The organism is Natrialba sp. SSL1 (genome assembly GCF_001861355.1).
In the GTDB taxonomy this organism is placed as follows: domain Archaea; phylum Halobacteriota; class Halobacteria; order Halobacteriales; family Natrialbaceae; genus Natrialba.
Genome location: NZ_MASN01000017.1, coordinates 61,419 through 85,465, shown reverse-complemented (window position 1 = coordinate 85,465; position 24,047 = coordinate 61,419). Strand labels below are relative to the sequence as shown.

25 protein-coding genes and 1 tRNA gene are annotated in these 24,047 nt (G+C 62.9%); 10 read left to right on the top strand and 16 right to left on the bottom strand.

The window, feature by feature from the left end; all coding sequences use genetic code 11:
• Positions 1-69: 69 nt before the first annotated feature.
• The 3 genes from BBD46_RS03980 to BBD46_RS03970 form a co-directional block, all read right to left on the bottom strand.
• On the bottom strand, positions 70-1,887 hold the full coding sequence (locus BBD46_RS03980; protein ID WP_071400463.1) for a phospholipase D-like domain-containing protein: 1,818 nt from the start codon (positions 1,885-1,887) through the stop codon (positions 70-72).
• Positions 1,888-2,062: 175 nt separating this feature from the next.
• Positions 2,063-3,445, bottom strand: a complete 1,383-nt coding sequence (locus tag BBD46_RS03975) for a HEAT repeat domain-containing protein (RefSeq protein WP_071400462.1) — start codon at positions 3,443-3,445, stop codon at positions 2,063-2,065.
• Between the two features lie 75 nt (positions 3,446-3,520).
• Positions 3,521-4,252, bottom strand: coding sequence for a protein sorting system archaetidylserine synthase (locus BBD46_RS03970; RefSeq protein WP_071400461.1), 732 nt, complete (start codon positions 4,250-4,252; stop codon positions 3,521-3,523).
• Between the two features lie 189 nt (positions 4,253-4,441).
• Here BBD46_RS03970 and BBD46_RS03965 point away from each other — a divergent pair, with 189 nt between their 5' ends.
• A complete protein-coding gene (locus BBD46_RS03965; protein ID WP_071400460.1) occupies positions 4,442-4,879 on the top strand; it encodes a cupredoxin domain-containing protein in 438 nt (145 codons plus the stop codon).
• A 367-nt stretch (positions 4,880-5,246) separates the two neighbouring features.
• Here the strand turns inward: BBD46_RS03965 and BBD46_RS03960 are convergent, their stop codons facing one another.
• Together BBD46_RS03960 and BBD46_RS03955 are read right to left on the bottom strand one after the other, a co-directional pair.
• Positions 5,247-6,380 carry a citrate/2-methylcitrate synthase gene (locus BBD46_RS03960; RefSeq protein WP_071400459.1) on the bottom strand — a complete coding sequence of 378 codons (1,134 nt, stop codon included), beginning with the start codon at positions 6,378-6,380 and terminating at the stop codon, positions 5,247-5,249.
• Between the two features lie 239 nt (positions 6,381-6,619).
• On the bottom strand, positions 6,620-8,065 hold the full coding sequence (locus tag BBD46_RS03955) for a citrate/2-methylcitrate synthase (RefSeq protein ID WP_071400458.1): 1,446 nt from the start codon (positions 8,063-8,065) through the stop codon (positions 6,620-6,622).
• A 273-nt stretch (positions 8,066-8,338) separates the two neighbouring features.
• Here BBD46_RS03955 and BBD46_RS03950 point away from each other — a divergent pair, with 273 nt between their 5' ends.
• Together BBD46_RS03950 and BBD46_RS03945 are read left to right on the top strand one after the other, a co-directional pair.
• The gene (locus tag BBD46_RS03950; protein ID WP_071400457.1) at positions 8,339-9,268 is read left to right on the top strand and encodes a sulfide-dependent adenosine diphosphate thiazole synthase; all 930 of its coding nucleotides are present in this window, start codon (positions 8,339-8,341) and stop codon (positions 9,266-9,268) included.
• Between the two features lie 266 nt (positions 9,269-9,534).
• On the top strand, positions 9,535-10,425 hold the full coding sequence (locus BBD46_RS03945) for an NAD-dependent epimerase/dehydratase family protein (RefSeq protein WP_071400456.1): 891 nt from the start codon (positions 9,535-9,537) through the stop codon (positions 10,423-10,425).
• A 26-nt stretch (positions 10,426-10,451) separates the two neighbouring features.
• Here the strand turns inward: BBD46_RS03945 and BBD46_RS03940 are convergent, their stop codons facing one another.
• Complete coding sequence (locus tag BBD46_RS03940; protein WP_071400455.1) at positions 10,452-10,763, bottom strand: hypothetical protein; 312 nt, start codon at positions 10,761-10,763, stop codon at positions 10,452-10,454.
• A gap of 97 nt (positions 10,764-10,860) precedes the next feature.
• On the opposite strand from BBD46_RS03940, the gene BBD46_RS03935 reads away from it, so the two are divergent.
• Both BBD46_RS03935 and BBD46_RS03930 read left to right on the top strand, forming a co-directional pair.
• Positions 10,861-11,646: a DUF7001 family protein gene (locus BBD46_RS03935; RefSeq protein WP_071400454.1), complete on the top strand. Its 786-nt coding sequence runs from the start codon at positions 10,861-10,863 to the stop codon at positions 11,644-11,646.
• An 88-nt stretch (positions 11,647-11,734) separates the two neighbouring features.
• Positions 11,735-12,145 carry an acyl-CoA thioesterase gene (locus BBD46_RS03930; RefSeq protein WP_071400453.1) on the top strand — a complete coding sequence of 137 codons (411 nt, stop codon included), beginning with the start codon at positions 11,735-11,737 and terminating at the stop codon, positions 12,143-12,145.
• A gap of 59 nt (positions 12,146-12,204) precedes the next feature.
• Here BBD46_RS03930 and BBD46_RS03925 read toward each other — a convergent pair whose 3' ends face one another.
• Both BBD46_RS03925 and BBD46_RS03920 read right to left on the bottom strand, forming a co-directional pair.
• The gene (locus BBD46_RS03925; protein WP_071400452.1) at positions 12,205-13,101 is read right to left on the bottom strand and encodes a class I SAM-dependent methyltransferase; all 897 of its coding nucleotides are present in this window, start codon (positions 13,099-13,101) and stop codon (positions 12,205-12,207) included.
• A gap of 83 nt (positions 13,102-13,184) precedes the next feature.
• Complete coding sequence (locus BBD46_RS03920) at positions 13,185-14,084, bottom strand: thiamine-phosphate synthase family protein (RefSeq protein ID WP_071400507.1); 900 nt, start codon at positions 14,082-14,084, stop codon at positions 13,185-13,187.
• A gap of 206 nt (positions 14,085-14,290) precedes the next feature.
• On the opposite strand from BBD46_RS03920, the gene BBD46_RS03915 reads away from it, so the two are divergent.
• Complete coding sequence (locus BBD46_RS03915; protein WP_071400451.1) at positions 14,291-14,662, top strand: hypothetical protein; 372 nt, start codon at positions 14,291-14,293, stop codon at positions 14,660-14,662.
• A gap of 158 nt (positions 14,663-14,820) precedes the next feature.
• Here BBD46_RS03915 and dcd read toward each other — a convergent pair whose 3' ends face one another.
• Both dcd and BBD46_RS03905 read right to left on the bottom strand, forming a co-directional pair.
• Positions 14,821-15,423, bottom strand: coding sequence for a dCTP deaminase (gene dcd / locus BBD46_RS03910; RefSeq protein WP_004215445.1), 603 nt, complete (start codon positions 15,421-15,423; stop codon positions 14,821-14,823).
• Positions 15,424-15,631: 208 nt separating this feature from the next.
• The gene (locus BBD46_RS03905; protein WP_071400450.1) at positions 15,632-16,252 is read right to left on the bottom strand and encodes a DsbA family protein; all 621 of its coding nucleotides are present in this window, start codon (positions 16,250-16,252) and stop codon (positions 15,632-15,634) included.
• A gap of 150 nt (positions 16,253-16,402) precedes the next feature.
• Here BBD46_RS03905 and pth2 point away from each other — a divergent pair, with 150 nt between their 5' ends.
• A complete protein-coding gene (pth2, locus tag BBD46_RS03900) occupies positions 16,403-16,741 on the top strand; it encodes a peptidyl-tRNA hydrolase Pth2 (protein WP_004215447.1) in 339 nt (112 codons plus the stop codon).
• 133 nt (positions 16,742-16,874) lie between these two features.
• Here pth2 and BBD46_RS03895 read toward each other — a convergent pair whose 3' ends face one another.
• Entirely contained in the window at positions 16,875-17,294 is a 420-nt protein-coding gene (locus tag BBD46_RS03895; protein ID WP_071400506.1) for a DUF7344 domain-containing protein, read from the bottom strand.
• Positions 17,295-17,453: 159 nt separating this feature from the next.
• A complete protein-coding gene (locus tag BBD46_RS03890) occupies positions 17,454-17,672 on the bottom strand; it encodes a hypothetical protein (protein WP_071400449.1) in 219 nt (72 codons plus the stop codon).
• A gap of 190 nt (positions 17,673-17,862) precedes the next feature.
• Here BBD46_RS03890 and truD point away from each other — a divergent pair, with 190 nt between their 5' ends.
• Entirely contained in the window at positions 17,863-19,299 is a 1,437-nt protein-coding gene (truD, locus tag BBD46_RS03885; RefSeq protein ID WP_071400448.1) for a tRNA pseudouridine(13) synthase TruD, read from the top strand.
• 103 nt (positions 19,300-19,402) lie between these two features.
• Here truD and BBD46_RS03880 read toward each other — a convergent pair whose 3' ends face one another.
• From BBD46_RS03880 to BBD46_RS03865, 4 genes are all read right to left on the bottom strand, one after another.
• Positions 19,403-20,044, bottom strand: a complete 642-nt coding sequence (locus tag BBD46_RS03880; RefSeq protein WP_071400447.1) for a 30S ribosomal protein S3ae — start codon at positions 20,042-20,044, stop codon at positions 19,403-19,405.
• The gene (locus BBD46_RS03875; RefSeq protein ID WP_071400446.1) at positions 20,037-20,477 is read right to left on the bottom strand and encodes a KEOPS complex subunit Pcc1; all 441 of its coding nucleotides are present in this window, start codon (positions 20,475-20,477) and stop codon (positions 20,037-20,039) included. Before BBD46_RS03875 ends, BBD46_RS03880 begins: the two co-directional genes overlap by 8 nt.
• Before the next feature lie 2 nt (positions 20,478-20,479).
• Positions 20,480-21,886 carry an exonuclease gene (locus tag BBD46_RS03870; protein WP_071400445.1) on the bottom strand — a complete coding sequence of 469 codons (1,407 nt, stop codon included), beginning with the start codon at positions 21,884-21,886 and terminating at the stop codon, positions 20,480-20,482.
• Positions 21,887-21,993: 107 nt separating this feature from the next.
• A complete protein-coding gene (locus BBD46_RS03865) occupies positions 21,994-22,464 on the bottom strand; it encodes a 30S ribosomal protein S15 (protein ID WP_006654282.1) in 471 nt (156 codons plus the stop codon).
• 363 nt (positions 22,465-22,827) lie between these two features.
• Here BBD46_RS03865 and BBD46_RS03860 point away from each other — a divergent pair.
• A tRNA-Ala gene (locus tag BBD46_RS03860) sits at positions 22,828-22,899 on the top strand.
• 162 nt (positions 22,900-23,061) lie between these two features.
• Positions 23,062-24,018, top strand: coding sequence for a hypothetical protein (locus BBD46_RS03855; protein WP_071400444.1), 957 nt, complete (start codon positions 23,062-23,064; stop codon positions 24,016-24,018).
• Positions 24,019-24,047: the final 29 nt, after the last annotated feature.

The window sequence follows — 24,047 nt, the reverse complement described above, 5'->3', positions numbered from 1 at the left end:
GACACTGCTGTTTCTCAGAGCCAGATCACCATCTCCATGGCAATCACCATCGTCGTCGGTCGCCGTGCCTTACTGCTGTCGCTCCCGTGAGTTCTCCGCCGGTTTCACAATTTCTCTTTCGTCACCGAACCGAATGTATCGCCGACCGACGAGCGCTGCGAACGCGAGCGCGAGCAGTACGATGACGACCGTTCCCAGCGAGAGCGACCAGGAGTCTCCCTCCCAGTCGTCCTCGAAGACAGCCGCGTAGTACGCTGCTGCCTCCGAGCCGTGCAGTGCGAGCATGACCTCGCGATTGTTCTCGAAGGCGTTCTCGTTCCAGTTGGCGCTGCCGACCACGGCAACCTCGCGGTCGATGACGACGCCCTTGGCGTGAATTTTCTCGAATCGGTCAGTGTCGTCGACCAGTTGCACGTCGATCGCTAACTCCTCCGTCTCTGCCAGTTGCTCGAGATCCGCTGCCAGTGCCTCGTTGTCATCCTCGTGATACCACGTCGAGTCGAGCAGGATCCGAACGTCGACACCGCGGCGGGCCGCGTCGACCGTCTCCTCGAGTAGGGACAGGCTTGGATCGATGCTGGCCTGTTTGACCAGAATCTCGTCGTCGGCGTCGGCGATGAGCGTCCGGAGTCGGGGCTCGGCGTTGTCCGGCGCGACCAGTAACTCAGCACTCGTCGTCGAGACATCTTCCGCATCGTGTTCTGTCGGATACGATGGCGAGACATCCGCAGCGATGCTGTCGTCGTCTTCGACGAACGAGGTGTCGGCCAGATACGCCTCGCCTGAGACGGTGTCCCAACCGTCGAAATCCGCCTCGAAAATGTCCGTCAGTTCGGCTGCGAGCGTGCGGTCCTCGAGTCGGACACCCCAGCCGCGACTCGATTCGCCACCGACGCCCGACGGCCCCCAGTTCTCGGTCGTCACGAGCACTGTATCGTCCGCAACGGCGTACTTCGGGTGGTGGAACCGGTAGCGCGCACCCTCGCCACCCGTCGCGCCAACGTCGACATCGCTTTCGACGAGGGACTCGAGTACCGGCTCGCTCGCGGCCGGCGTGCCGCCGACGGGGCTGGCTTCGAGCAGGACGGTCACCTCGACACCGCGGTCGGCTGCGGCGACGAGTTCGTCTGCGATTTCACTGGACGTGATCGTGTAGCCGGCGAGCAGGAGTCGGTCCTCGGCGGATCGGATCGTCTCGAGTGGGACGGCGGGCTCGTCGGGGAGGACGAACGCGGTGGCGGTCGAGACGTCGCTCTGTGTTGGTGGGACGCAGGTTGCGTCGTGGGGCCACCACTGGCCGTCGGCGGTGATTTCGGGGTTGCTATCCGCCGCCGACCCCCGATACCACCGTTGTGCGAGCGGCGCGCGGTCGTACTCGACCGTGTCGACCGTGGTCGAGCCGTTCCGTAACTCGAGTACGTCGCCGTCAGCAGCGAACCGAATCGACCCCTCGAGTTCGAGGACGGGGTCGTCGGTCAGTTGATCGGTCGCGTTCGGGGCGGTACTCAGTGCGGTACGCCCCGAAACGGTCTCGTTGGGCAGCGTTGCAGTCGTGTGGCCGTCGGTGAGCGTCCAGTTGTCGACCCGGGTTTTGGGCGGCGTCTCGAGGACGACGAAGTCGCCGACGTTCTGGTCGGTGGTCGGGTTGGGTGCGACTTCGACGAGTCGGGGTTGTGCCGCGTCCTGCGTGGTCGGCGAAAGGCGGTCAACGGGGCAGGTAACGCTGTCAGCCGGCGTGGACATGGGTGGAGAGCCGGACGGGCCAGCCGAACTCACAGATGGCGGTGTTGCGGCAGCAACACCCCAGAATCCCACAGTGAGTCCACTGAGGAGGCTACACGCGAGGAGTGCACAGAGCGCGACCGCCCGTCCCGAACTGCCGGACATCAGGGAGTCTGGATGCGTATTCGTACTTAAACTACGGGACGAAGGGAAGCGGGCAGTGGCGAGTGTCGAGCGAAGTAGGTGCGAAACGCAAACCCAATCGTAATCGAGAAATCAGACGCTCAGACGCAGCGGCGCAACGAAGTGGGGGTGGTGTGGTCGGGAGAACGCAGCCGGCTCAGGCGACGGGCTCGAGGTTCGCGTTCTCGGCTTCGGCCTGCACGAGATACGCCCGGTCGTCGTCGTACTCGGCGACGATCTCGAGTGCATCCGCCGTGCCGATCTGGTTGAGCGCCCAGGCGGCGCTCGCACGAACGCGGTCTTCCTCGTCATCTGCGAGCACGTCTGCGAGCGGGTCGATTGTGCGCGTGTCGCCGATCATCCCGAGCGCGCGGGCCGCCCAGCTTCGGACATCTGCATCGTCGGCGGCGAGCTGTTGGGCAAGGGGCTCGACTGCGTCCTCGGCACCGAGTTCGCCGAGGGCGCGGAAGGATGGCTTCTGAAGTGCCGGATTGGAATCGACGTAGTCGACCAGCGCGTCGACGACCTCGTCGCTCGCGACGCCGATCTTGCCGAGGATGCTGATGGCGTGTTCGTCACGTCGACCGGCCTTCTGGACCATCGTGTCGATTGCCTCCTCGGGACCCATGCGTTCGAGCGCCTCGAGGCAGTGTTTCTCCATGAAGTCGGAGTCGAGGCTGTCGTAGGCGAGCAGGATCTGCTCGACGTTGCCCCGCTTCTCGTGGACCTTGAGGGCGTGCCACTCCGGCGGGAAGTCCTTGATGTGCTCGAGCACGTCGTAAAAGCCCTCGCGGCGGAGCTGTTCGCGGACCTCGAGATCGGTCCACTCGGTGGCGTCGTCGACCTCGCTCTCGAAGTCGTCGGTCGCCTCGAGGAGGCCGGCGATCGTCTCCGCGTCGTCGTCAGCATCGAGGTCAGCGTCCTCGACGGCTGCAGTCGCCTCGTCGAGGGCTTCGTCCAGCTTTTCGGGGACGTTGCCCTCTTCCTCGCCCTTCTCGCCCAGTTCGGCACCGCTTGCGGGTTCGAGGCCGGCGGGGAGTTCGAGACTGGTACCGAGCAGGTCGTTCACGTCCGCGAGGAAGGCGCCGGTTGCCTCGATCAGCTCTTCGTCGCCCTCGAACGTCCAGCGGGTTCCCGTAATCGTCCCGCTGACGCCGTCGATCTCGCTGACGACGTCCTCGCCGTAGGGACCGCGCTGGTCTTCCAGGTCGGACTCGAGATCCGAGAGATCGCTCTCGATGTCGTCGTAGGTGTCCTGGAGCTCTTCCTCGCGCGCGGGTTCGTCATCCTCGTCGTCTTCGTCCTCGTCCTCCGTCTCAGGCGGGTCCGGAATCTCGACGGACTCGAGTTCGGTCCGGAATTCGTCGAGGTCGGCTTCGACGACGTCAAGGTCGTCTTCGGTCTCCGCTTCCTCGAGGTCGTTCTCGAGTGCCTCGATGTCTGTTGCGAATGTCTCGAGATCGGATTCGATGGCGTCTAAGTCGGCTGTTTGCTCTGGCTCCTGTTCGGCTTCTTCGTCCTGCGGTTCGTCGTCGCTCATACTCCCACCGTCCCTGTGGCGGGACGACGCCGAGACGTACCACTGTTCATACGCTACGGTCGTGTCAGGATCGTCCTAAGCGTTTCCATGCGTGGTCGTCGTCTGGGAGGCCGCGTCCTCGCGGTCGCGCCAGTAGAGCCACGGGCTGAGTGTCATGTAGGCAATGCCGAGTGTCAGGAGCGCGTACGGGAACGTGCGGCCGGCGAAGTTCGGGATCAGGATCGCCAGGACGTGGACGACGCCCATAATGCCGGCGTCGCGTGCGAGGAGGTCCGGGTAGGGAATGCGCGAGACCATCAGGTAACAGAACGCGCCCGTAATCGCGAGGACGAGCACGGGATCGGCGACCCCTGCGAGGATGGCTGCACCGAGGACGGTCGCGGCGAGCGTCGTCTGAACGCCCTCCGTGTAGTTATCCGCGGTGTCGTAGGCCGTGTACATGCCGAGACGAGCGACGGCCATCGCGACGAACAGCGCACAGATCGTCGACACGAGGAGCAGTTCAGCGGAGACGGACTCGAGTGAGATGCCGAGGCCGTCGGTGACGACGACGAACGCGAGGGCTGCGGGGGCGACGGCGAAGGAAGCGACGTCTGCGAGCGAGTCGAGATAGGGGCCAGCGTCGGTGCCGCCGTACCGTCGGGCCAGGAGTCCGTCGAGTCCGTCCGCGACGGCGGCGAGCAAGATGAGTCGGGCGGCGAGGTCGATGTCGACGAAGGCGACGACGACGGCGACGAACCCCAGGGCGGCATTGGCGATCGTCACCGCGTCGGCGATGCCGAGTCGCCCGACGAACCGGGGAAGCATATCGCCGAGTCGGCGGGCGCGTACCTTACGTGTTTTCGTTTCTCGGCGGCCCTCGTTTTTTCCGATGGTGACTGGCCGAATTTCAGGGGCGATGATGTTCGGCCTTCTGGTGCCCGTTTTCGGTGGTTCGGGCGTCGAACCGGACCGCCGAACCGGGGCGGTTATACCGCGACTCTCCCAAGGTGGGATATGAACCGGCGCGTCTACCTTGCCGCCGTCGGCACCTCCCTTTCGGCCAGCCTTGCCGGTTGCACCTCGGTCATGGGCGTCTTCGATGACCCCCCGTGCAGCGGCGACGAGTGCGATATCGGGATGACTCGCAACGCGTTCGTTCCGGTCGAGTACGAGACAACCGTCGGCGAGACGGTCGTCTGGAAGAACACGAGCGGTGCAGACCACACCGTGACGGCCCTCGAGAACAGCATTCCAGAGGACGCAGCGTACTTCGCCACCGGCGACTACGAAGACGAGCGAACTGCTCGTGACGCCTGGCACGAGTACCGCGGTGGGCGGCTCGGCACGCGGGAGACGTACGAGCACACGTTCGAGGTTCCCGGTGAGTACACCTACATTTGCGAGCCACACGTCGATGGCAACATGATCGGGACAGTTGTCGTCCGCGAGTAGACTTCGGATTCAATCGGTTTCTCGAGTTTTCGTGTGACGGTCTGCTAGTTTTGCCCTGTTGTTTTCGCATCAGGTGGTGTCTGTCTGTTGCCGTCTGAAGCCACTCCGCTCTGTCACCGGTTCGTCGCGCCGATGTGATGAACTATATATTGATATACAAAATCTGGGATCGTCAGATCAGAATTTCGAAGTATACACTGGTTCTGAGTTTCAGCAGCATAAGAGACGAGAGCAATCGCCTATCTTCGGAAGCGCGTCGTTTCCTATCGATCGAGATGGAATTGTAGAACTGGGTAGAGCTAATTGTACACTGATCGCACAGGCGTCGTTCGATCTGCTGTGCAGTGATTTGCGGTGGCTACTATCGCTAGCGGCTGTCGACTGGAGTCCACGATCGGCCACGGTCACCAGTATAGATGGACAGGGGGCGAATTATTTTGTTATCTGCTAACTGCTCGAGGCAGTGGGCTGTCCAACCACCGACTCGTGACATAGCGAAGGTGGTCGTAAACAATTCCCGTGGAATGTCAACTCCATGCAGGAGCACAGCCGTGTAGAACTCCACGTTTGTGTCGAGGTTTCGGTCAGGCCTGTGATCAGCCAGTCGACTAACCACGGTCTCTTCGAATTCTTCGACAAATCCGAAGAACGCTCTGTCGTCCGATCCAGAATAGAATCGCTCAGCGGCGTGGGAGAGGACCTCGGCACGTGGATCGCGCGTCTGATACACTCGGTGTCCAAAGCCCATAAGCCGCTCACCGGAATCGAGTTTCTCCTGTACATACCCCTCCGGGTCGCCAGAGTCGTCTGCTGTGAGGAGCATCTCCAAAACCGGCCCAGGCGCTCCACCGTGAAGCGATCCCTTGAGTGATCCTACTGCACCCGTTACTGCTGAAACGAGATCTGAATCGGACGACGCGATAGACCGAGCGACGAAGGTGGATGCGTTCAGTCCGTGGTCAACAACCGTATTGAGGTAGGTTTCGAGCCCTCTCACGGCTTCGGGGTCGGGCTCTTCGCCGGACAGCATGTAGAGGTAGTTCGCGGTATGGCCGAGGTCTTCGCGTGGATCTACCGGCTCTTTGCCCGAGCGATATCGCCAATACGTCGTGACGATAGTTGGAATTACGCTCACCAGCCGCTTGGCGAGCTCCGTCGATTCTGTTACGTCGCAGCCGAGATTGGCTGCGGCCACTCCCATTCGAAGCGCATCCATCGGGTCCGCGTTCTCTCGTGCCGCTCGTCGAAGCACCTGTTTGACCTCCGTGGAAATGTTCCGATAGCCAGCGAGTTCTGTGCAGAACGACTCGAGTTCCGATTTCGTCGGAAGTCGGTTGTTGAACAACAGGAATACACTTTCCTCGTAGATTGCATTCTTGGCGAGTTCTGCAACAGGGTATCCCCCGATACTGAGTTCACCAGCCTCGCCATCGATCGTGCTGAGCCGTGTTTCCGCGACGGCGATACCTTCTAACCCTCGGTGGAGCTCTTGGTTGCCCATGTTAGTTCATATAGAGAGACGGAAGAATTGGGGATAGGGCTTTGGAGAAGACCATTTCTCCACGACCACAACTCATCATCGACCACAGGAACAGATCAGGCAGTGAATGGATTGTTCTCGTGTGTGGCTATTCGTTCAGAAACGAGTGGGTACACTCCATTAGAGGTTTTCAAGGAGTGCTCGATCTATGAAAGAGACACAATACGACGGGGTAAATCTGCTTCCCTATCGTGATCCGTCTATTCGATTGTTTGTGCGAGCAATTGCTCGTCATCGACGAGCATCTCGACGACTTTCCGACCCGTGTCAGTCAACGAATAGCCAGCCGCTGTATTCGTGATGTAGATGCGACGAAGTTTCCGGAGATGATAGTTGAACCGCCCCTTATCCTCAATCGAACTCTGTGCTCGAATCGACGAGTACGAAAGTGGTTCCGCCGACTCATACAGAATCAATGAGATTTCCAACCGAGCGGGTTCTGAAAGCGTGCCAAGGATTGAGGAGATTCCCTTCAGGTCGGTGGATGAAGGAGGGCTCGAATCGCCAGCGACGAATCTGTCCGAGCGCGAAATCCACGACCGTTCGTCTGGACCGACATATCGTGTTCGAGGACGAAGGAGTGTCTCGCTTTCGAGCTGTTCAAGGTAGTGGGCCATCCAACCGGCGGAACGTCCGATCGCAAAGATCGCGGTGAACAGTTCTGGTGGAATGTCGAGTTCGGAAAGGAGGACTGCTGCGTAGTAATCGACAGTCACGTGCAGTTGTCGCTTGGGATACTGTTCGGTGAAATACTCCGCAGCCACAGCCTCGAGCTGGCGTGCGTTCCGAAGAAACGGTGTCGAATCTTGTTTCCCGCCCACGCGTTCTGCAGCTTGTTCGACGATTTCCGCTCGCGGGTCTCGGGTGTTATAGACGATATGACCAAATCCGGGAAACGACCCGTCGCCTTCCAGTCGCTCTTGAACAAACGTTGCTGGGTCCGTCCCGTTGTCAAGGCCAGTGAGCATCTCACTAACTCGTTTGAGTGCGCCACCGTGCCGTGGTCCCTTGAGTGCCCCGACGGCACCGGTGGCCGCCGAAAAGGGATCAGACCCAGTTGAGCCAATAATTCGAGCGGCAAACGTTGACGCATTGAGACCGTGCTCAATGATCGTAATTAGATACGTCTCTAACCCCTTCACAGTGGATGCGGCCGGCTCTACCCCAGAGAGCATGTACAAGAAATTCTCCGTGTGAGTTAGGTCGTCACGTGGCTGGATGGGCTCTCTCCCTTGGCGATATCGCCAGTAAGCTGCGATGATCGGTGGACAGATTGCGACGACGCGTCGGGTAGCCATGAGGGTATCCTCGCTGTCGAAAGAGAGGCTTCCCGCTCCCAACCCCATACGGAGTGTGTCTATTGCCGGTACACCTTCTTCTGCACCCTCCTGAATCAGACTGTAGATGGTATCTGTGAGGCTTCGAGCGGACGAGAGCTCGTTCGTGAACGTGGCTAACTCGTTATCGGTTGGGAGTCGCCCGTTAAACAACAGCCACACAACCTCTTCGTACGCCGCGTTCTCGGCGAGGTCTTCGATTTCGAACCCCTGAATTCGAAATTCGCCGGTGTCGCCATCGATTTCGCTGAGGCCAGTTTCAGCGACTGCGGTGAAAGAGAGGCCAGGATCGAAGACGGAAGGGGTCACAGTGTCTCGACTATTGTACGCATGCTATCAACAGTGTTACGGGGGACGTTCTCGCGGTACAGCAACTATAGTAGCCACTGAAAGTCAGTGCACACCCAATCGAACGGAGGCTGCGCGATTGGTGTGTGAACAGTTTCAGTTGTTACTATTGGGAACCATTTTATTTTCTCCGTTAGGGTTGCCTCCAGCGCCCGTCCGTTTCGCTCGCGGTGGGTGACTGCTTGCAAATCATCGCGACAGACTTTTCACTACCGGATGATACCACCTAGTTGTATGAGCGAGTTCGAACAGTTCAGCGACGTCGGCGAAGCGGACGTAACACGCGCAATCGGGCAGGAGTGGACCGAGGAGTTCATGGACTTCTCGGATTCAGATGTCATCATCGTCGGGGGCGGTCCCTCGGGACTGACCGCCGCGAAGGAACTCTCCGAGCGCGGCGTCAAGACGATGGTCGTCGAGAAGAACAACTACCTCGGCGGCGGCTTCTGGCTCGGTGGCTTCCTGATGAACAAGATCACCGTCCGGGACCCTGCACAGCAGGTTCTCGACGAACTCGAGGTCTCCTACAAGCAGTCCCAGGACAGCGAGGGACTCTACGTCGCGAACGGACCCGAGGCGTGTTCCGGGCTCATCAAGGCCGCCTGCGACGCCGGCGCGAAGATGCAGAACATGACCGAGTTCACGGACATCGTCATCCGCGAAGACCACAAGGTCTCCGGGATCGTCATGAACTGGACGCCGGTCCACGCGCTCCCGCGTGAGATCACCTGTGTCGACCCGATCGCGGTCGAAGCGGACCTCGTCATCGACGCGACGGGTCACGACGCGATGGCGATCACCAAACTCGACGAGCGCGGCGTCCTCGACGCACCTGGCGTTCAGGACGCCAGAGAGCGCGGAACGGTCATGGACCAGACCGACGACGACACGTACGGCGCTCCCGGCCACGACTCGCCCGGCCACGACTCGATGTGGGTCGGTAAGTCCGAAGATGCCATCGTCGAGCACACCGGCCTCGTCCACGAGGGCCTGATCGCGACCGGTATGGCGACCGCGACGACCTACGGCCTCCCGCGCATGGGCCCGACGTTCGGTGCTATGCTCGTCTCCGGCAAGCGCGCCGCCCAGGTCGCACTCGACGAACTCGAGGTCGACGCCGAGCCTGTCGAGCTCACCTCCCGCGCTGCGCCAGCAGACGACTAATCACTAGCGACTCCCCACAGTCACTCTCAGTCATGTTTTCGGTGGGTTCGCCCACCGGTTTTCGAATCCCCGGAGCAGTTGCGCTGTTCGCTCGACGAGCAACGCACCGCGATGTGAGTTCGGGTAGACTCGAGTACAACCACGTACAGTACAGATCCCCTCGATCAACATAGCCACAGCTATCTTCACGAGGCAGCCACACCGAAAAACAGCGACAGGGGCGACGAATCCACACTGTTTTCGACAGTGGGCCACAGGGTGGCGATATGAAGATTGTCGTCACCGGTGCGACCGGCGGTGTCGGAAGCTGGCTCGTGGACCATTTCGCGGCTGCAGGCCACGAGGTACTCGGCCTCGATCTCGACCGACCACCCAGAGAGCGCGAGAACGTCACGTTCCTGGCTGCTGACCTCACCGATCAGGGACAGGCGTGGGATGCAATGCTGTCGTTCGACCCGGACGCCGTGGTCCACTTCGCGGCGATTCCGCGCGTGGGCATCGAACCCGACGCGAAGACGTTCCTGACGAACGTCACGAGCACGTACCACGTCCTCGAGGCGGCCGGCCAGGCGGGTGCGAACGTAGTCTGGGCGTCGAGTGAGAGCATCTACGGGTCCGTATTCGCGGCGGAACCGTGGCTACCCGAGTACTTCCCGATCGACGAGTCCCATCCGCGTCGGCCCGAGGACCCCTACGCGACCTCGAAGCTCGTCGGCGAGGATATCGCAGCCATGACCGCGCGCAAGCACGGCGTCTCGGTGACATCGATCCGGCCGTCCTGGGTTACCTTCCCGGGAGAGCAGCAAATGGCGGCCGCGCGCGATCAGTTTGACCCCGAAACCGCCGAGCCGAACGGCAACTTCTGGACCTACGTCGACGTGCGCGACGTGGTCTCGATCGTGGACGCAGCGCTCGAGAACGCACACGCTGGCCACGAAACGTACCTCGCCGTCGCCGCGGAGAACTTTCTGGATCGGCCCACTGCTGAGACGATCGAGGCTGTCTTCGGCGACCTGCCTGAAGAGTGTGCACTCGAGGGCGACGAGTCTGCGTTCTCGACGGCGAAGGCGCGAGCAGAGTTGGGGTGGGAGCCTGCTCACTCCTGGCGAGATGCTGAAGACGAACCGGCGGATGGGCCGTCGTTCGTCGACGGGTAGCGGGTGGACGGTGAGTGGGGGACGCGTTAGAAGCCGTACTCGTCGGTTCCATCGGCACCGTTGCCAGTGCCGCCGTCCTCTCGGTCAGTCCGCTCGTCCGTGCGAGCCGCGGGATCGGGCTCGTCGTCGTAGATATCGATGTGGTGGACCGCACTCGGTGAGAGCAGTCGGTCGCCCTCGAGTTCGAGCCAGCCGTTCGCGTGGACGACGATCGGGCCCTCGTAGAGCACGTCGTCCGGATCGGCGCTCTCGTAGACGATAACGTCCTGATACGCGCGGGTGAGAGGGTTCGCGCCGTCGGGAACCACCGACTCGCGCGAGACGGGCGGTGGGAACATGTCATCTGAACTGTGACTGCGAGGCAGAATAAACGTACGGATCTCGGTCAGCGCGGCGACCGTAACTGATTCACGGTGTGGTACAACTAGTGAATATATGGTCGATCAGATCGTTCTCTACCGCGCGCCGACGACCGTCGCCGACGTCGACGCCATCGGCGACTGGCTCGCTCCTCGCGTCGACGCAGCGGTCACAGTCCGGGACCGATTCCTCGATGTACACCACAGCGGCGACGACAATGACCTCGCCGAACAGTTCGCCGCGGCGCGCGTGAAATCACCCTACGACCGAGACACGGGCAATACGATGCTCGGTACGATTCGCTACGAGGAGCGGGCACTCGAGTCCCCCGAGCGCGCGGGCGGGGTGCTCTACGACGGGGTGGGCGTCCAGCGGGCGCTGAATGGTGCGCTTCCGCCGGCCGAACGCGACCTCGAGACGCTTCACGTGCCGGTGCTCGACCGCGTTCTCGGGACCTGGGGTGAGCACGACGGCCGGTGGCACAAGCGCGTGAACGTTCTCGGCCAGCCCGCGCTCGTGTCGGTGCCGGGGCTCTACGAAGCGCCGGCGAAGCCGGAGGCGTACTACAAGGAGAAGCAACGGCATGCGCTCCTGTCGGGAGACTCGCCGCCGCGGGAGGTACTCGAGAACCAGGTTGAGGGCGACTTTCTGATCGAGGACGATCCACGGACGACGGACGCGCTGAAGGGGTACGTGTTGCAGGCGGTGCACTACTTGCAGACCGGGGACGCCTTCTGCGATCGGGAGGGGTGTCGGCTCTTCAACGCTCACTATCACGAGGATCTGGTTGAGGCCCAGCTCAGGGAACCGGCGTTTTGTGAACAACACGCACCATTGTACGACGCGGCAGCGTCTCACTGACCGTCTGGCACTGACGGGACATGCGAACGGGCGACAGTCATCGCCGGAATCGACGTGTACTTTTGTCGGGCACTCCTTCAAACACACAATGAGTGAGAAGTTTACGACCGAGGTACCCGTGCGATTTCGCGATCTCGACCCGCTCGATCACGTGAACAATGCGGTGCACGCGACCTACATCGAGACGGCGCGAACGGAATACCTGGAGACGGTGCTCGACATTCCCCAGGACGAGGTCTCCTTCGTTATCGCAAATCTCGAACTCACCTACAAGCGGCCGATCACGATCGACGACGAGCCAGTCGTCGCACTCGAGGTGACCGATCTCGGTGAAAGCAGTTGTACGATGGCGTACGAAATCCGGACGGGTGAGGAGGTGGCGACGACGGCGGAGACGACGATGGTCCAGATCGATCCGGAGACCGGTCGCCCAGCGCCGATTCCGGACGCGATTCGCGAGCAGGTACGGGAGTTCGAGGGGCTCGGCGTGCCGGCGTAGCGAGAGGAACGAGCACGAGGCGAGAGCCACGATAGTCGCCGCCGAACTCGTGAACGCAGCTATTTTGTGTCGGTTGGAAGTTCACCGCCAGTCAGTCGGACCACGCCGAAGACGTGCGTCTCGTCGGCAACGGCCTGCGAGTTCTCTCTGAGTCGGGTGTGTGCCGCGTCGATTCGGTCGTCGAGTCGCAGGTGCGGTTCACTTTCGTAGCGCAGCTTGGTCGTCGGTGGCGTCGAGAGGACGACGATCGCACGGAAGACGGCGTTGACCGGGAGCGAGTACCAGCGATCGTCGTCGCAGCGAGCGGCGTTCGCGAGAACGACGTGGCCGCCGGGACCGACGAGGTCACACCAGTCGTCGACCGCGCCGACAGGATCGTCGAGCATCCCAACGACGAAGGTCGCGAGGAGCGCGTCGATGTCGGTCCCATCGCCGTTTTCGTCGCCACTGGGGCCGGTATCAGTATTGGTATCGGTACCGGAACCGGCACTAATACTGGAACCCACCTCAACATCAGCGGCGGCCGCGAACGGCGGCTCTGTCGCATCGCCACGGACGACGTGAACGTTTTCGTACCCGCGGTCGGCGACCATCGCACGCGCCCGCTCGAGTACCGGCCGCGTGAAGTCGACCCCGATGACGGTTCCCTCGGGGCCGACCTGCTCTCGGAGGTACGGCAGGTTCGCCCCGGTTCCACAGCCCATTTCGACGACGGTATCGCCGCGCTCGAGTCGGCAGGCGGCGGCTGCTCGTCGTCTGAGGCGTGCGATGCCAGGTGTTCCGCGGGCGATCAGGTCGTACAGTCGCGCCCAGCGGCCGTAGAACTCCTGTGCGGACTCGGACTCGAGTCCGGGTCTGGACTGGGATGTGGATGCGGAGTCGGAGTCCGAGGTGGCGTCGGAGCCGGGGTCGGAGTCAGAACCAGTATTAGAATCGGAATCAGAACCCATCGACATGCTATCGGTGCTCTGCTCACGGGGTTCCACGACCGGACAGATAAATCGTCGTCTGCTACCGTGGCTCTGCGAAACCGCGAACGCTAGAGCAACGACCGCACGTCGTCTGCGACGGATTCTGCATCGGCACCGAGGACGTAAATCAGCGGTTCGATACCGGTGCCGCCGGTCTGGTACAGCACGGTTGCTTCGGGTTCGTCGTCGATCGCCGCGCCAACGCTCGAGGCGATGTCGTCGACTTCGTCGAACTCGGCGGCAACGTGGCCGCGCTCGGTGAGATCGGCGAGCAGGTCGTCATCGTAGGCGATGTTGATCGCCGCCGAGGCGTCCGCGCCGTGGCGACGTGCGGCGAGCAACACGGTCGCGACGTGTTCGGAGACACCGAACTCGGGAGCAGCGGGGACCGTCGTTCGACCCTTGACGTCGAAGATGCGGCCGGGGACGCCGGCCACGTCGTCGATACCTTCCGCATCCGGCGTGCAGGCGACGAGGTTCGATCCGACCGCTGGAATGAGGTTCGCGAAACCGCTCGCGTTCTCGAGGATGCGCAACCCGCGGCGCAGCGACGAGACGACGCGTTCGCTGGTCCGCAGGTCGCTCTCGGGGTCGTGCACCCGGAAACTCGCGCCGTGGTCCGCGAGTTCGGGCACCGCCTCCTCGTGGAGTTGGGCGAGCAGATCGCCGCCCGTCTCGAGTTCGCGCACGAGGACCTCGAGTTCGATGAGCGCCTGGACAGGCGTCACATCGCCGGTCGAGAGGCCATCAGCGAGTTCTTCGATGGTGGCGCTGACGCGCTCGTCGTCGGCGATGCGTTCGTTGATCGTGACATCGCCGTGGGCGTACTTCGAGACGGCGCTTTGGCTGATTCCGAGGACATCTGCGACGTCGCTCTGGGTGAGGCCGCGCTCGCGGAGTTCGCCTGCCAACAGTGACCGGATCGTCGGCAGGAACTCGTCGACGACGATCTCTTCGACGAATTGCATCTGTTGGCTGTGCGTACGAGCGCGTGGGGAATAACTTGTGGGTCTCGTTGTGTGCACGTCGGTCTCGTCGGTCTCGGGATGCGTCTCGTCGACCTCGTGTGCGTACTGGCGATCTTTCGGGCACTTACAGGCGAGTAGGCGATTGTCGACCCGCAGCGACACGACGGATCATTTATACGGCCGTCGCCGGAATCTACGAAAAACGGATGACCAACACTACTTCGGCGCCTGTCCCCGCGCCCGCACTCGCGATCGCGTCCGGCTTCGCAACGTTCATCGTCGTTAGCGCTGCCGTCGAGGGGCTCATCACGCACATGATTCAGTTCTCGATGTTGCTCGCGCTGCCGATCGGAACGCTCGCGGGTGCGATTGCGGTCGCCGGTGTCGTCGCCGGACTTACGGGCGAAGTCTCACAAAGCCAACGCCGCGGTGCTGGTAGCTACGCCGGTTTTAGTATCGGCTTCCTGATCGGTGTCGTCGCCGGCGCCGAACTGCTGAACCTCGAACTGACCGCCGCCGCCCTGATCGGCATCGGGATTGGCATCATCCTTGCGACGTTGGTCTCATCGCAACTGTAAGTCGTAGTCGTGTCTCACCGATATCGGGTACGTTCGGTCGGAATCCAGTTGCGTTTCGTTTTACTCCGGTGTTCGAACGTATCGGCCCGGTAGAGTTCGTTACTAGTGATCGGTCTGACGGAGGCGTCGATCACCGGTAAAACAGTCCAACGATCGTCTCAGTCGTCGCGATCCAGTTGGTCGCCGCCGAATTCGTGATCGCTCTGGATTCGGGAGGCCTGCGGTCCGTCCTGATCCTGATACTTCGAGCCGCGCTCGCTGCCGTAGGGTCGCTCTGCCTCCGTCTTGAGTTCCGTAAACGTGAGCTGTGAGATCCGCATTCCCGGCGTGAGCGCGACCGGCGCACTGCCGAGGTTCGAGAGTTCGAGCGTGATCTGTCCGCGGTAGCCGGGGTCACAGAGCCCTGCAGTGGCGTGGACGACGACTGCAAGGCGGCCGAGCGAGGATCGGCCCTCGACGTGTGCGATCAGGTCCGCCGGAATCTCGACGCGCTCGTAGGTCGTTCCGAGCACGAAGTCACCCGGGTGGAGAATGAAGTCGTCGCCGTCCTCGACGACCGTCTCGGTGACGTACTCGTCGACCTCTCGCTCCGAGGTCGGGTGGATACACGGAATGTTCGTCCGCTGGAACTCGAGGAACTCCCGTCCCAGTCGGAGGTCGACACTTGCCGGTTGAATCTGCAGTTCGGGGTCGTCGAGCGGGTCGACGACGAGGTCGCCCTCCTCCAGTCGTCGAAGGATGTCCGCATCGGAGAGGATCATATCCGAGGTGTCGAACGGTGGGCGTGTAAACTGTTCGATCCAGCGTTTGGATAGGGATGGGAGTTGGCGGCACTCGAGTAGCTGCTTCGAGGCGAGAGCAGGTGCCAGTGGCAGCGTACGGCTGGCTGGGTGCGACTGACGAGGAACAGCTTGCAGTAAGGACTCCAGTCACAGAGTGTGGCTGCAAGCAACAGACGAGCGCAGATAGTTACTCGAGTGCCGCGTCGATCGCCGCGGACGTCTCCTCGAGTGCCATCGCTTCGAAGTCCTCGGATTCGTAGAGTTCGACGGCGTCGCCGTTGACGAGAATGGTGGGGGTTCCGCCGACGCCGTTGGATTCGCCGTAGGACTTGTCGTCCTCGATCGTCGATCGGTGGCTCTCGTCTTCGGCAGCGTCGCGGATCGCCGCGCCGTCGGCTCCGACCTCGTCGGCGACGCCCTCGATGGCACCGTAGTTGTACGATCCCTGGTAGGCGTAGATCTCGGTCGTGAACTCCCAGAACGCGTCGTTGCCCGTACTCTCGAAGACCTCCCGGGCCGCGCTCGGAATCTCCCAGGACCACGGACTGTCGATGACGGGGAAGTCCCGATGCTCGTATCGAACGTCGCCCGGTTCGAGGTACTGCTCCTCGAGGTCGGGAAAGACACCGAGTTTGAAGTCCCGGCAGAACGGACAGGAGAAGTCTTCGTACACCGTTACGGTGACGTCTGCGTCCGGATTGCCGGCGACCGGTGGCTCGGGCGGATCCTCGCTGCCGAGACAGCCGGCAACGACCCCGAGACCGACGGCGGTCGTCGTCCCGAGGAAGGCACGGCGCGTCTGATTCATGCTCGCGACTAGCGATGCTGCCCCCAAATGTGTATCGTCTCGCACGACGGTAGCAGTACTGGCGCGGCAACTACCACTGGCGTCGGTATCGGTTGCACTGGCTATCGACCGATCGTCGCTGCTTTATCTGTCGCACTCGAGTACGGAGACATGAAGCAGGCCATCGTCGCCCGCACGGATATCGGCATGGGACAGGGAAAGCTCGCCGCGCAGGTCGCACACGCGTCGCTGTCGGCCTACGAGAAGGCGGATTCACAACTGCGCGACCAGTGGAAGCGAAACGGGCAGAAGAAGGTCGTACTCAAGGGTGAGAGCGAGCGGCAGTTGCACGAACTCGCCGAGATCGCCGAGCGCGACGGCGTGCCGAAGGCGGTCGTCCGCGACGCTGGGCACACCCAACTCGAGCCCGGGACGGTGACGGCGCTCGCAGTCGGACCGGCGGGTGACGATCGGGTCGATAGCATCACGGGCGAACTCTCGCTGTTCTAGCGGTCGCGTCGGGACGGTTGAGAGGCTGTGTGCGGTAGGATGAGGAGTGTGTCGGTTCTGGCACCGGTAGTGGAGTCAGCGTCAGCACTGATACGGGTGAGTACCTGCGTCGATAGGAGTACCGGTATTGATCTCAGTCGGTGCCGGTGGCAGCATCGTCGTCGGCGCCGGCATCGAGAGTGAGGTGGTCGATATCAGCGAGTTCGAGATACGGGACGAGGACGTGCGAATCGACGAGCAACTCGACGAGTTCGGTGTCCGTATCGTACTGGAGCAGGCCGATATCGGCCAGTTTCGGGAGGTGAACGTGACAGAGGTCGACCAGCACCCGCTCGTACTGGTCCTCCGTCGAGTACGGTCGGGTTGGGGTCTCCCGCTCTTGTCGGGTGATATACGCGGCGAGGTCTGTAATCGAAACCGGGACCCGGTGTTGTGTGAGATATGCGAGCGCGTACTGTCGCCGGCGAGCGGCAAATGCATCGAACAGGTCGGTCGTGTCGATCAATCGCGTCTCTGTTGCGTCATCAGTAGGATTGCGTGTCTGGGTCTTCATACTCGCTCCGTACTTCACCTACACTGCTCCCGGTCGCCGACAACTCTCTCCGTCCGACTTCAGCAGAGTACATGTGCCCATAGACGAGGAGCGATATAACCTTTATTGTCCCTATCTACAACAGAAAGAAATAGTCACGGCGAGTGAAGAGTTCGCTCATTACTCGACGGAAAAGCTGTCGTGCGGTGAATCAGCGGTTAAATCCTCGCGTTCGATCGTGACGACCCAGTCGGGTGCGTCCTCGATCGGCGTTGTGATCACCCACGTCGCCTCGATCGTCGCTCCGCGCGCGAACCCAGTCGTGACGAGCGTCTTTAGTTCGGACTCGAACGCATCAGTTGCGTCAGCCTGGTCTTCCGGAGAGTGGTTTGTATCCATGATGGGGTTTCCAAGACAGATCGGCAGTCCGTACCGGTCGTCGGTAGTCGATCGCCTGTCGCTGTGAGGGTACCACCAGCAATAACCGTGTCGGCGATTCTATCCCCGTAGCGGGAGACGGGGCGAACCGGTCGCACGACCGCCGAGAACGAACCGATTTACCGCCGGCACCCGAAGCCCCGCTATCAGCATGCGCCCGGCACACCCCACAGAACAGGCCGTCGGAATGCAGGCCTACGTCACCGACACCGACGGCGTCGGCGGCCGCCTCCGCGCAGCCGACGACCACTTTCGCGTTCGCGAACGCGAGCGCTTCACGACCGAACCAATCGACGCCCCGACCGACGCCTACCCACACCTCGTCTTTCGCGCAACCCTGCGCGGCTGGGACACCAACGACTTCGCAACCCGTCTCTCGGACGCACTCGGCATCTCTCGCGAGCGCGTCAACTGGGCCGGCACCAAGGACAAGTACGCCGTCACGACCCAGCTCTTCTCCGTCTACGATACCACCAGCGGCGCCGACGCCACCGAGCTCCCCGACATCGACGGCGCCGACCTCGAGGTCCTCGGGCGCGCCGGCCGGGCACTCGAGTTCGGCGACCTCGCAGGGAACCAGTTCGAGATCGTGGTGAGCGACGCCGACCAGCCGGAAACGGCCTCGCAGATCGCGGACGAGCTGTCCGAGTTTGGTGGCCTCGACACCTCTATGGCCGGCAATAGTGAATCAGCAACGGAAACAACGCCCGTCGGCGTCCCCAACTTCTTCGGCCAGCAGCGCTTCGGCAGCCGCCGGCCGGTCACCCACGAGGTCGGCCTCGAAATCGTCCGCGGCGACTGGGAGGGTGCAGTGATGGCCTACCTCGGCGCGCCGAGCGACGCCGAACCCGAGAGCACCCAGGAGGCCCGCCGATTTATCGAGGAGACGCGAGACTGGCAGGAAGCCCTCGATCGGTTCCCGAACCGACTGCGCTACGAACGCTCGATGCTCCACGAACTCGCGGAGTGCACCGCCAGCAGCGACGGTACCGACGAGCCCGACCCCGCCGATTTCCGTGCTGCACTCGAGCGCCTGCCCTCGAACCTCCAGCGGCTGTTCGTCCACGCCGCGCAGTCGTACGCGTTCAACCTGATGCTCTCGGAGCGACTCGAGCGCGGGCTGCCGTTCGACCGCCCGGTAGCGGGCGATGTCGTGTGTTTCGCCGATACCGGCGACGACGTGCCAGCGGAACTCGTGCTTCCGGATACGGACCGCCTCCAGCGCGTCGACGAGCGCCGTGTCCGGTCCGTGACGCGTCACTGCGAGCGCGGCCGAGCGTTCGTCACCGCGCCGCTGGTCGGCACCGAAACAGAACTCGCCGACGGCGAACAGGGTGAGATCGAGCGCGCCGTGCTCGACGACCTCGAGCTTGCCCCCGAGGACTTCGACCTGCCCGGTGAGTTCCACTCGACTGGCACGCGGCGGGCGGTCCTCGTGCAGACTGAACTCGGTGTCGAGACGGCCGGCGATGAGCGGTCCGAGGCTGCAGCAGATTCGCTCACTCTCTCGTTCGCGCTACCGAAGGGGTCGTACGCGACTGTCGTTCTTCGGGAGTTCATGAAGGTCGACCCGATCCACCTCGGGTAGGGGCCGCTACGGTCGGATTGTTCGACGGACACGCAGTCCAGCCGCTGCTCCTTCCCGCGAGTGCCCGAAAAAACGAAATTGTCTCGAAACGGGACTCGAGTAGTTAGTCGTCGGCTGCGACGTCTTCGTCGTCGACGTCGACGGAGGTCGCTTCCTCTTCGGCGACTTCCTCGGGGCGAGCCTCGAGCGTTGCCTTCTGAATTTCGACGCGGCGAAGCGGGTAGATCGTCTTGGCTTCGCCGTAAATTGCCGAGGAGAGGCGGCCTTCGACGACGCTGTCGATCAGTTCCTCGAAGGTGCGCTCTTCGGCTGCCTCTTCGATCATCTGCACCATCTGGTTGCGGATGGCCTTTTCCTGGCTCGCGTCAGCCTTCTTCGTCGTGAAGGCGACGGGCTGGATCTGGACGCGGTAGTCGTCCGTCGTGAGGACGGTGACGTAGGCCTCGATCTTCGAGGCACCGCGGCGGACGAGCGAGCGCAGGTAGTCACGGGTCAGGGAGTGTTCCATGAACTCCGTGTATGCGGCGTCGCTGCCCACGTCGGTGATCTTGAAGGTCAGCTTCGTGTTGTTCTCGCTGGCGTTGTTGTTGAGTTCGCCAAGCGTCGTTTCGATGGTTCGGTCGTAGACCTTTTCCGGTTCGTCAGCGGGGGTCTCGCCGAGCTCCGTCCGGTCGAACTGCTCCGGAGCGAGCACGGTGTACCACCGCTTTTCCTGTTTCGCACGTGAGACTGAACGTTCACTCATTGGTATCGTGTGTGTTGTCGGTGTCTGTGTCGGACACAGTACCCGTGTCCGTCGGGTTGTCGCGCTGTTCGTCGGCTGCGTCTGCGTTCGAAGTGGATGGAGTAGATGGAGCAGATGAACTGGATGAAGCAGGTGGTGCTGGAGACTGCGCAGTCGCGTCAGTAGCCACGCCGGCCTCGCGTGCCGTGCGAGCAACGTCGACTGCAACCTCGAGATTGACGACGTAGTCGTCGACCGTCGAGTGCAGTCCGCTCGTCGACTCGCGCTCGATCCGCGTGACGACGCTGTCGCCGTCCGTGACGGTCTCCATCTCGTCGGTGTTGTCCGGGCGTAGCGCCCGTGCAACGAGATCGGGATCGTCGTGGGACGTGCGGATCGTCGCCGTCGCGCGTTCGAGCGAGTCGTCCGTGTTCGTGGTCGTGTGTGCCGGCATGGTCAGTAGTGTCCTCTCACTGCCGCGATGATCGTCGAGTCGTCCGCCACTGTCACTGCGTCCTGCGAGTCCGGATCGGCATCCGACGCCGACTCGGCTGCACCGAAGCGCAGATAGCCGCGTCGGTGACCCACATCGTACGTCGCCTGGACGCCATCGTCGGCGAGGTCACGCACAATCGCTTCCACGGTGGCTGCGATCGAGCCCGAACCCGGCCCGGTCTCGCGAGTCGCAAGCGCCGCTTCGCCCGAACCCACGGCGAGCACCGTCGGCTCCGGCGAGCGGTACGCGAGTGCGATCTGTGCGACCGCTTCGACCGGCCCGTCGTCGATGCCGACGACGAACAGCCCATCGTAGCGTCCCATCGAGGCCGACTCGAGTGCGGCGTGTGCGCGCGAGCCGTATGCCCGCCACGCGGCGAGCGCTGGCTCTCGAGCGTCGAGGCCCATCGCCAGCGCGGCTCCCGTACCGGGCTCCGCGCGGGCGGTCGCCTCGAGGACGGCGGCGTAGCCGCCAACAGTTGCGAACGCGTACTCGTCGCTCGTGATCGCGTACGGCCGGAGCACGCGCTGGATCGACGTCGCCGCCGTCTCCGTCGCGTCGTCCGCGCCGACGACATCGAGCGCGACGAGCGAACCGAGCGTCCGGTGATCGTCCCCGTCGAACGTCTCGGGCTGGTCGAGGGCGAGTCCGGTCGGCGAGAGTGCCTCCCGTGTTGCCTCGAGGTCGCCCGACCACGGCGCGCGCAGTCGGGTCGAGTGTGCCAGCCCGTCGACCGGATCCGCGGTCGGCACCGCGACGCCCGGCCGGCGTTCGACGAGCCCGCGCTCGCGTGCGGACTCGAGTACCCACTCGCTCTCGCCGGCACCGGGATCGACGCCGGCGGCGACGAGGCCTGCGAGTGCGAGCACCGGATCGAGCGTGGGCTCGGGTCCGGTTGGGTCGTCGGTCGGTGTCCCGGCCGGGCTACTCGAGTCGCTCGAGTCGTCCGATCCCGTCGAACCGAGTTCGCGAACCGTATCGGCTGCTGCGAGCGTGGCCGGCCGCTCGTCGGAATCGAGGCGGATGGCGTGCTTGCGCGCCGGTTCGTCGACCGTGCCGAAGACGACGGTCAGTTCGTCACTGTCGTCGCCAGTGTCAGCGTCGGCGTCGGCGTCGGTGTTGGTCCGGCGCGTTGCGCGCTCGGTTCGGTCGGCGATCGTCCGACCGACGGTCACCTGGAACGGCGTGTTAGTCACCGAGAGTGCTGCCGTAAGCAGGCCGCTGGCCGCGAGGGCGTCGCCGTCGGCCCGCGTGATGACGCGGACGAAGCCGGCGCTCTCGATGGCGGTGGCGGCTGTCACAGCGATGTCGGCGTCGGAACCGAACTCGGTGTCCGATTCCTGATCCGGGTGGCCGTTCGTGGACATTGTGGGTGTCGTGTTCGCGGTCGCGGGTCACCTGCGGACGCTACGGACGCAGCGTCCGGGTTCTAGGTTCCAGCTCCTCCCGTCTGTCTTCGTTCCCAGCTCAGAACTCAGTGCTCCTCGAGGAGGTCGACCGCAACCTCGTAGGAGTACGTGAAGTCCGGCTCGAGCTCGTTGCCTCGGTAGTAGTCGACGAGGCGACGAACTTTCGACTCCGTGTTCTGCAGCGCGCGCTTGTTCTGGTAGTCCTGTGGGTTCTCCTGGACGTGCTCGCGCAGTCGGACCGCACGCTCCATCAGGTTCCGAAGGTCCTCGGGAACGTCCGCCTTGGCGTCGTTCTCCTCGAGAATCTCGGTGATCTTCTTGTCGGTTACCAGCTTCACGTCAGGGACGGGGGTGCCGGTGACGCCTTCGTCACGCAGCTTGATGCCGATCTGACTCGGGTCGTGCCCCTGTGCTGCCAGTTCGACGACCCGTTCTTCGACATCTGCTGGGTCGACGTCGCTCCACTCCGGTGGTTCGTCTGCCGATGGCTTGTCCGAACCGGACGAGCCACGACGGCGGGTATGCATTCGTGCCATTGGTGAGGATAGGAACCGCACTGACCGCTCGGATGGATAGCGCTCGCACTGGATCGCATGACCCAGTCGACCGCAATCCGGCTCCGTGCAAGATGCACTTCCGCAATCCCAAGCCACCCAAGCGAGTGGCACTGTCAGATTTGCGGCCGTGCGCTTCCCACCGTCGCTTCCCGCGGCACGGACTAAAGGGTTTCTAGACAGCGGTCACAGTCGGTGCACGTCGTGAACCGGCCACCGTCGTGGGCGTGGTTGGGATGTGGGAAACGGTGGTGTACTCGAGTACCCCTGTGTGACAACGACAGGGCCGACCCGACGATTTCGAGGGGTTTATCTATTCCCGTGGGAAAGTGCGTATTGCGAAGCGGGCTCGTAGATCAGAGGTAGATCACTCCCTTGGCATGGGAGAGGCCCCGGGTTCAAATCCCGGCGAGTCCACTCCAATTTCTCCGTTGTGATCAGGGGTCGACACCGCGAGGTACGGGCTGTGACGAGAACGGATTCGACACCCATGAGCAGGCAACGACTCTCTCACAGAGTACTTAAAGAGGCGATAGGTTTCGGGAACAGTGCGAACGCCGCTCGCGTCGACCATCTAGTATGGACCTTCGACCGTGGATACGCCGGAGCATCGTTCTCGGAGTACTCGCCGCCACCGTCAGCTACGCGCGGTATCGCCAGCGGGTTGCGTCGACAGCGCACGAATCCCAGAACATCACTGAGCGACACGCGAGCGCATTTCTCGTCCGTCGATCCATCGACGAGGACCGCCTCGAGTCCGTTCGCGAGGCAGTCGCCGATCGCTGTGTCGACCCTGACGACCCGCGACCGCTGCTCGGGCTCGAGGGCGCGGCCACGGCGACGCTGTTTCTCGACGCTGGCGACGACCCGGAGCTGATCTGGTACGTCGAGGTGCCACACGCCGCGATGGCCGACTGGGAGAATCCAGAATCGCGAATCGAGGCGGCGTTCCCACTCGAGGACGACGCGCTTGTCGCCGAGGAAGCCCGCGTCGACCGCGAGCTGCTCGTCCACGCGGTCAACCCGAACCGACCTCGGACCGCGACGGGGACCGACGATGGCCCCCTCGCCGTCAGCGGTGCAGCACTCGAGAACAGCGTCGATATCGCCCTCGTCCAGTTGCACCTGAAACCGGGGCTGGCTGAGCGGCTCGCGGACCGATTCGCCGGACTCTCGCGGCGTGTTGCGGCGGGTGAGATCGAGCTCGGCCCCGTCGAGCGGTGGAGCGCGGCGATGCTCGAAGCCGAGTCCATGTACACTGAGTCGGTGGTGCTCGAGCGACGACCCGAGGGGTACGTGCTCTGTGGGTACATGGAAACTGCGGAGATGGCGGGCGTCTACGACGCCTACTATGATACCTGGAACCCGGTTGCACGAGCGTCAGAGCTAGTTTTCGGACGCGTGCTCGAGGAGCCGGCGGCAGTTCTCGAGTACCCGCTCGGGACAGGACTCGAGGTGCTTGCGCACGCGGTCGCTCCGGACCGACCGCGTCGACCCGAGACTAGTCGAATCGGAGGGTCTGATACGACGCCGTAGTAGTTGACACGGCCAGAGCCGCGAGAAAC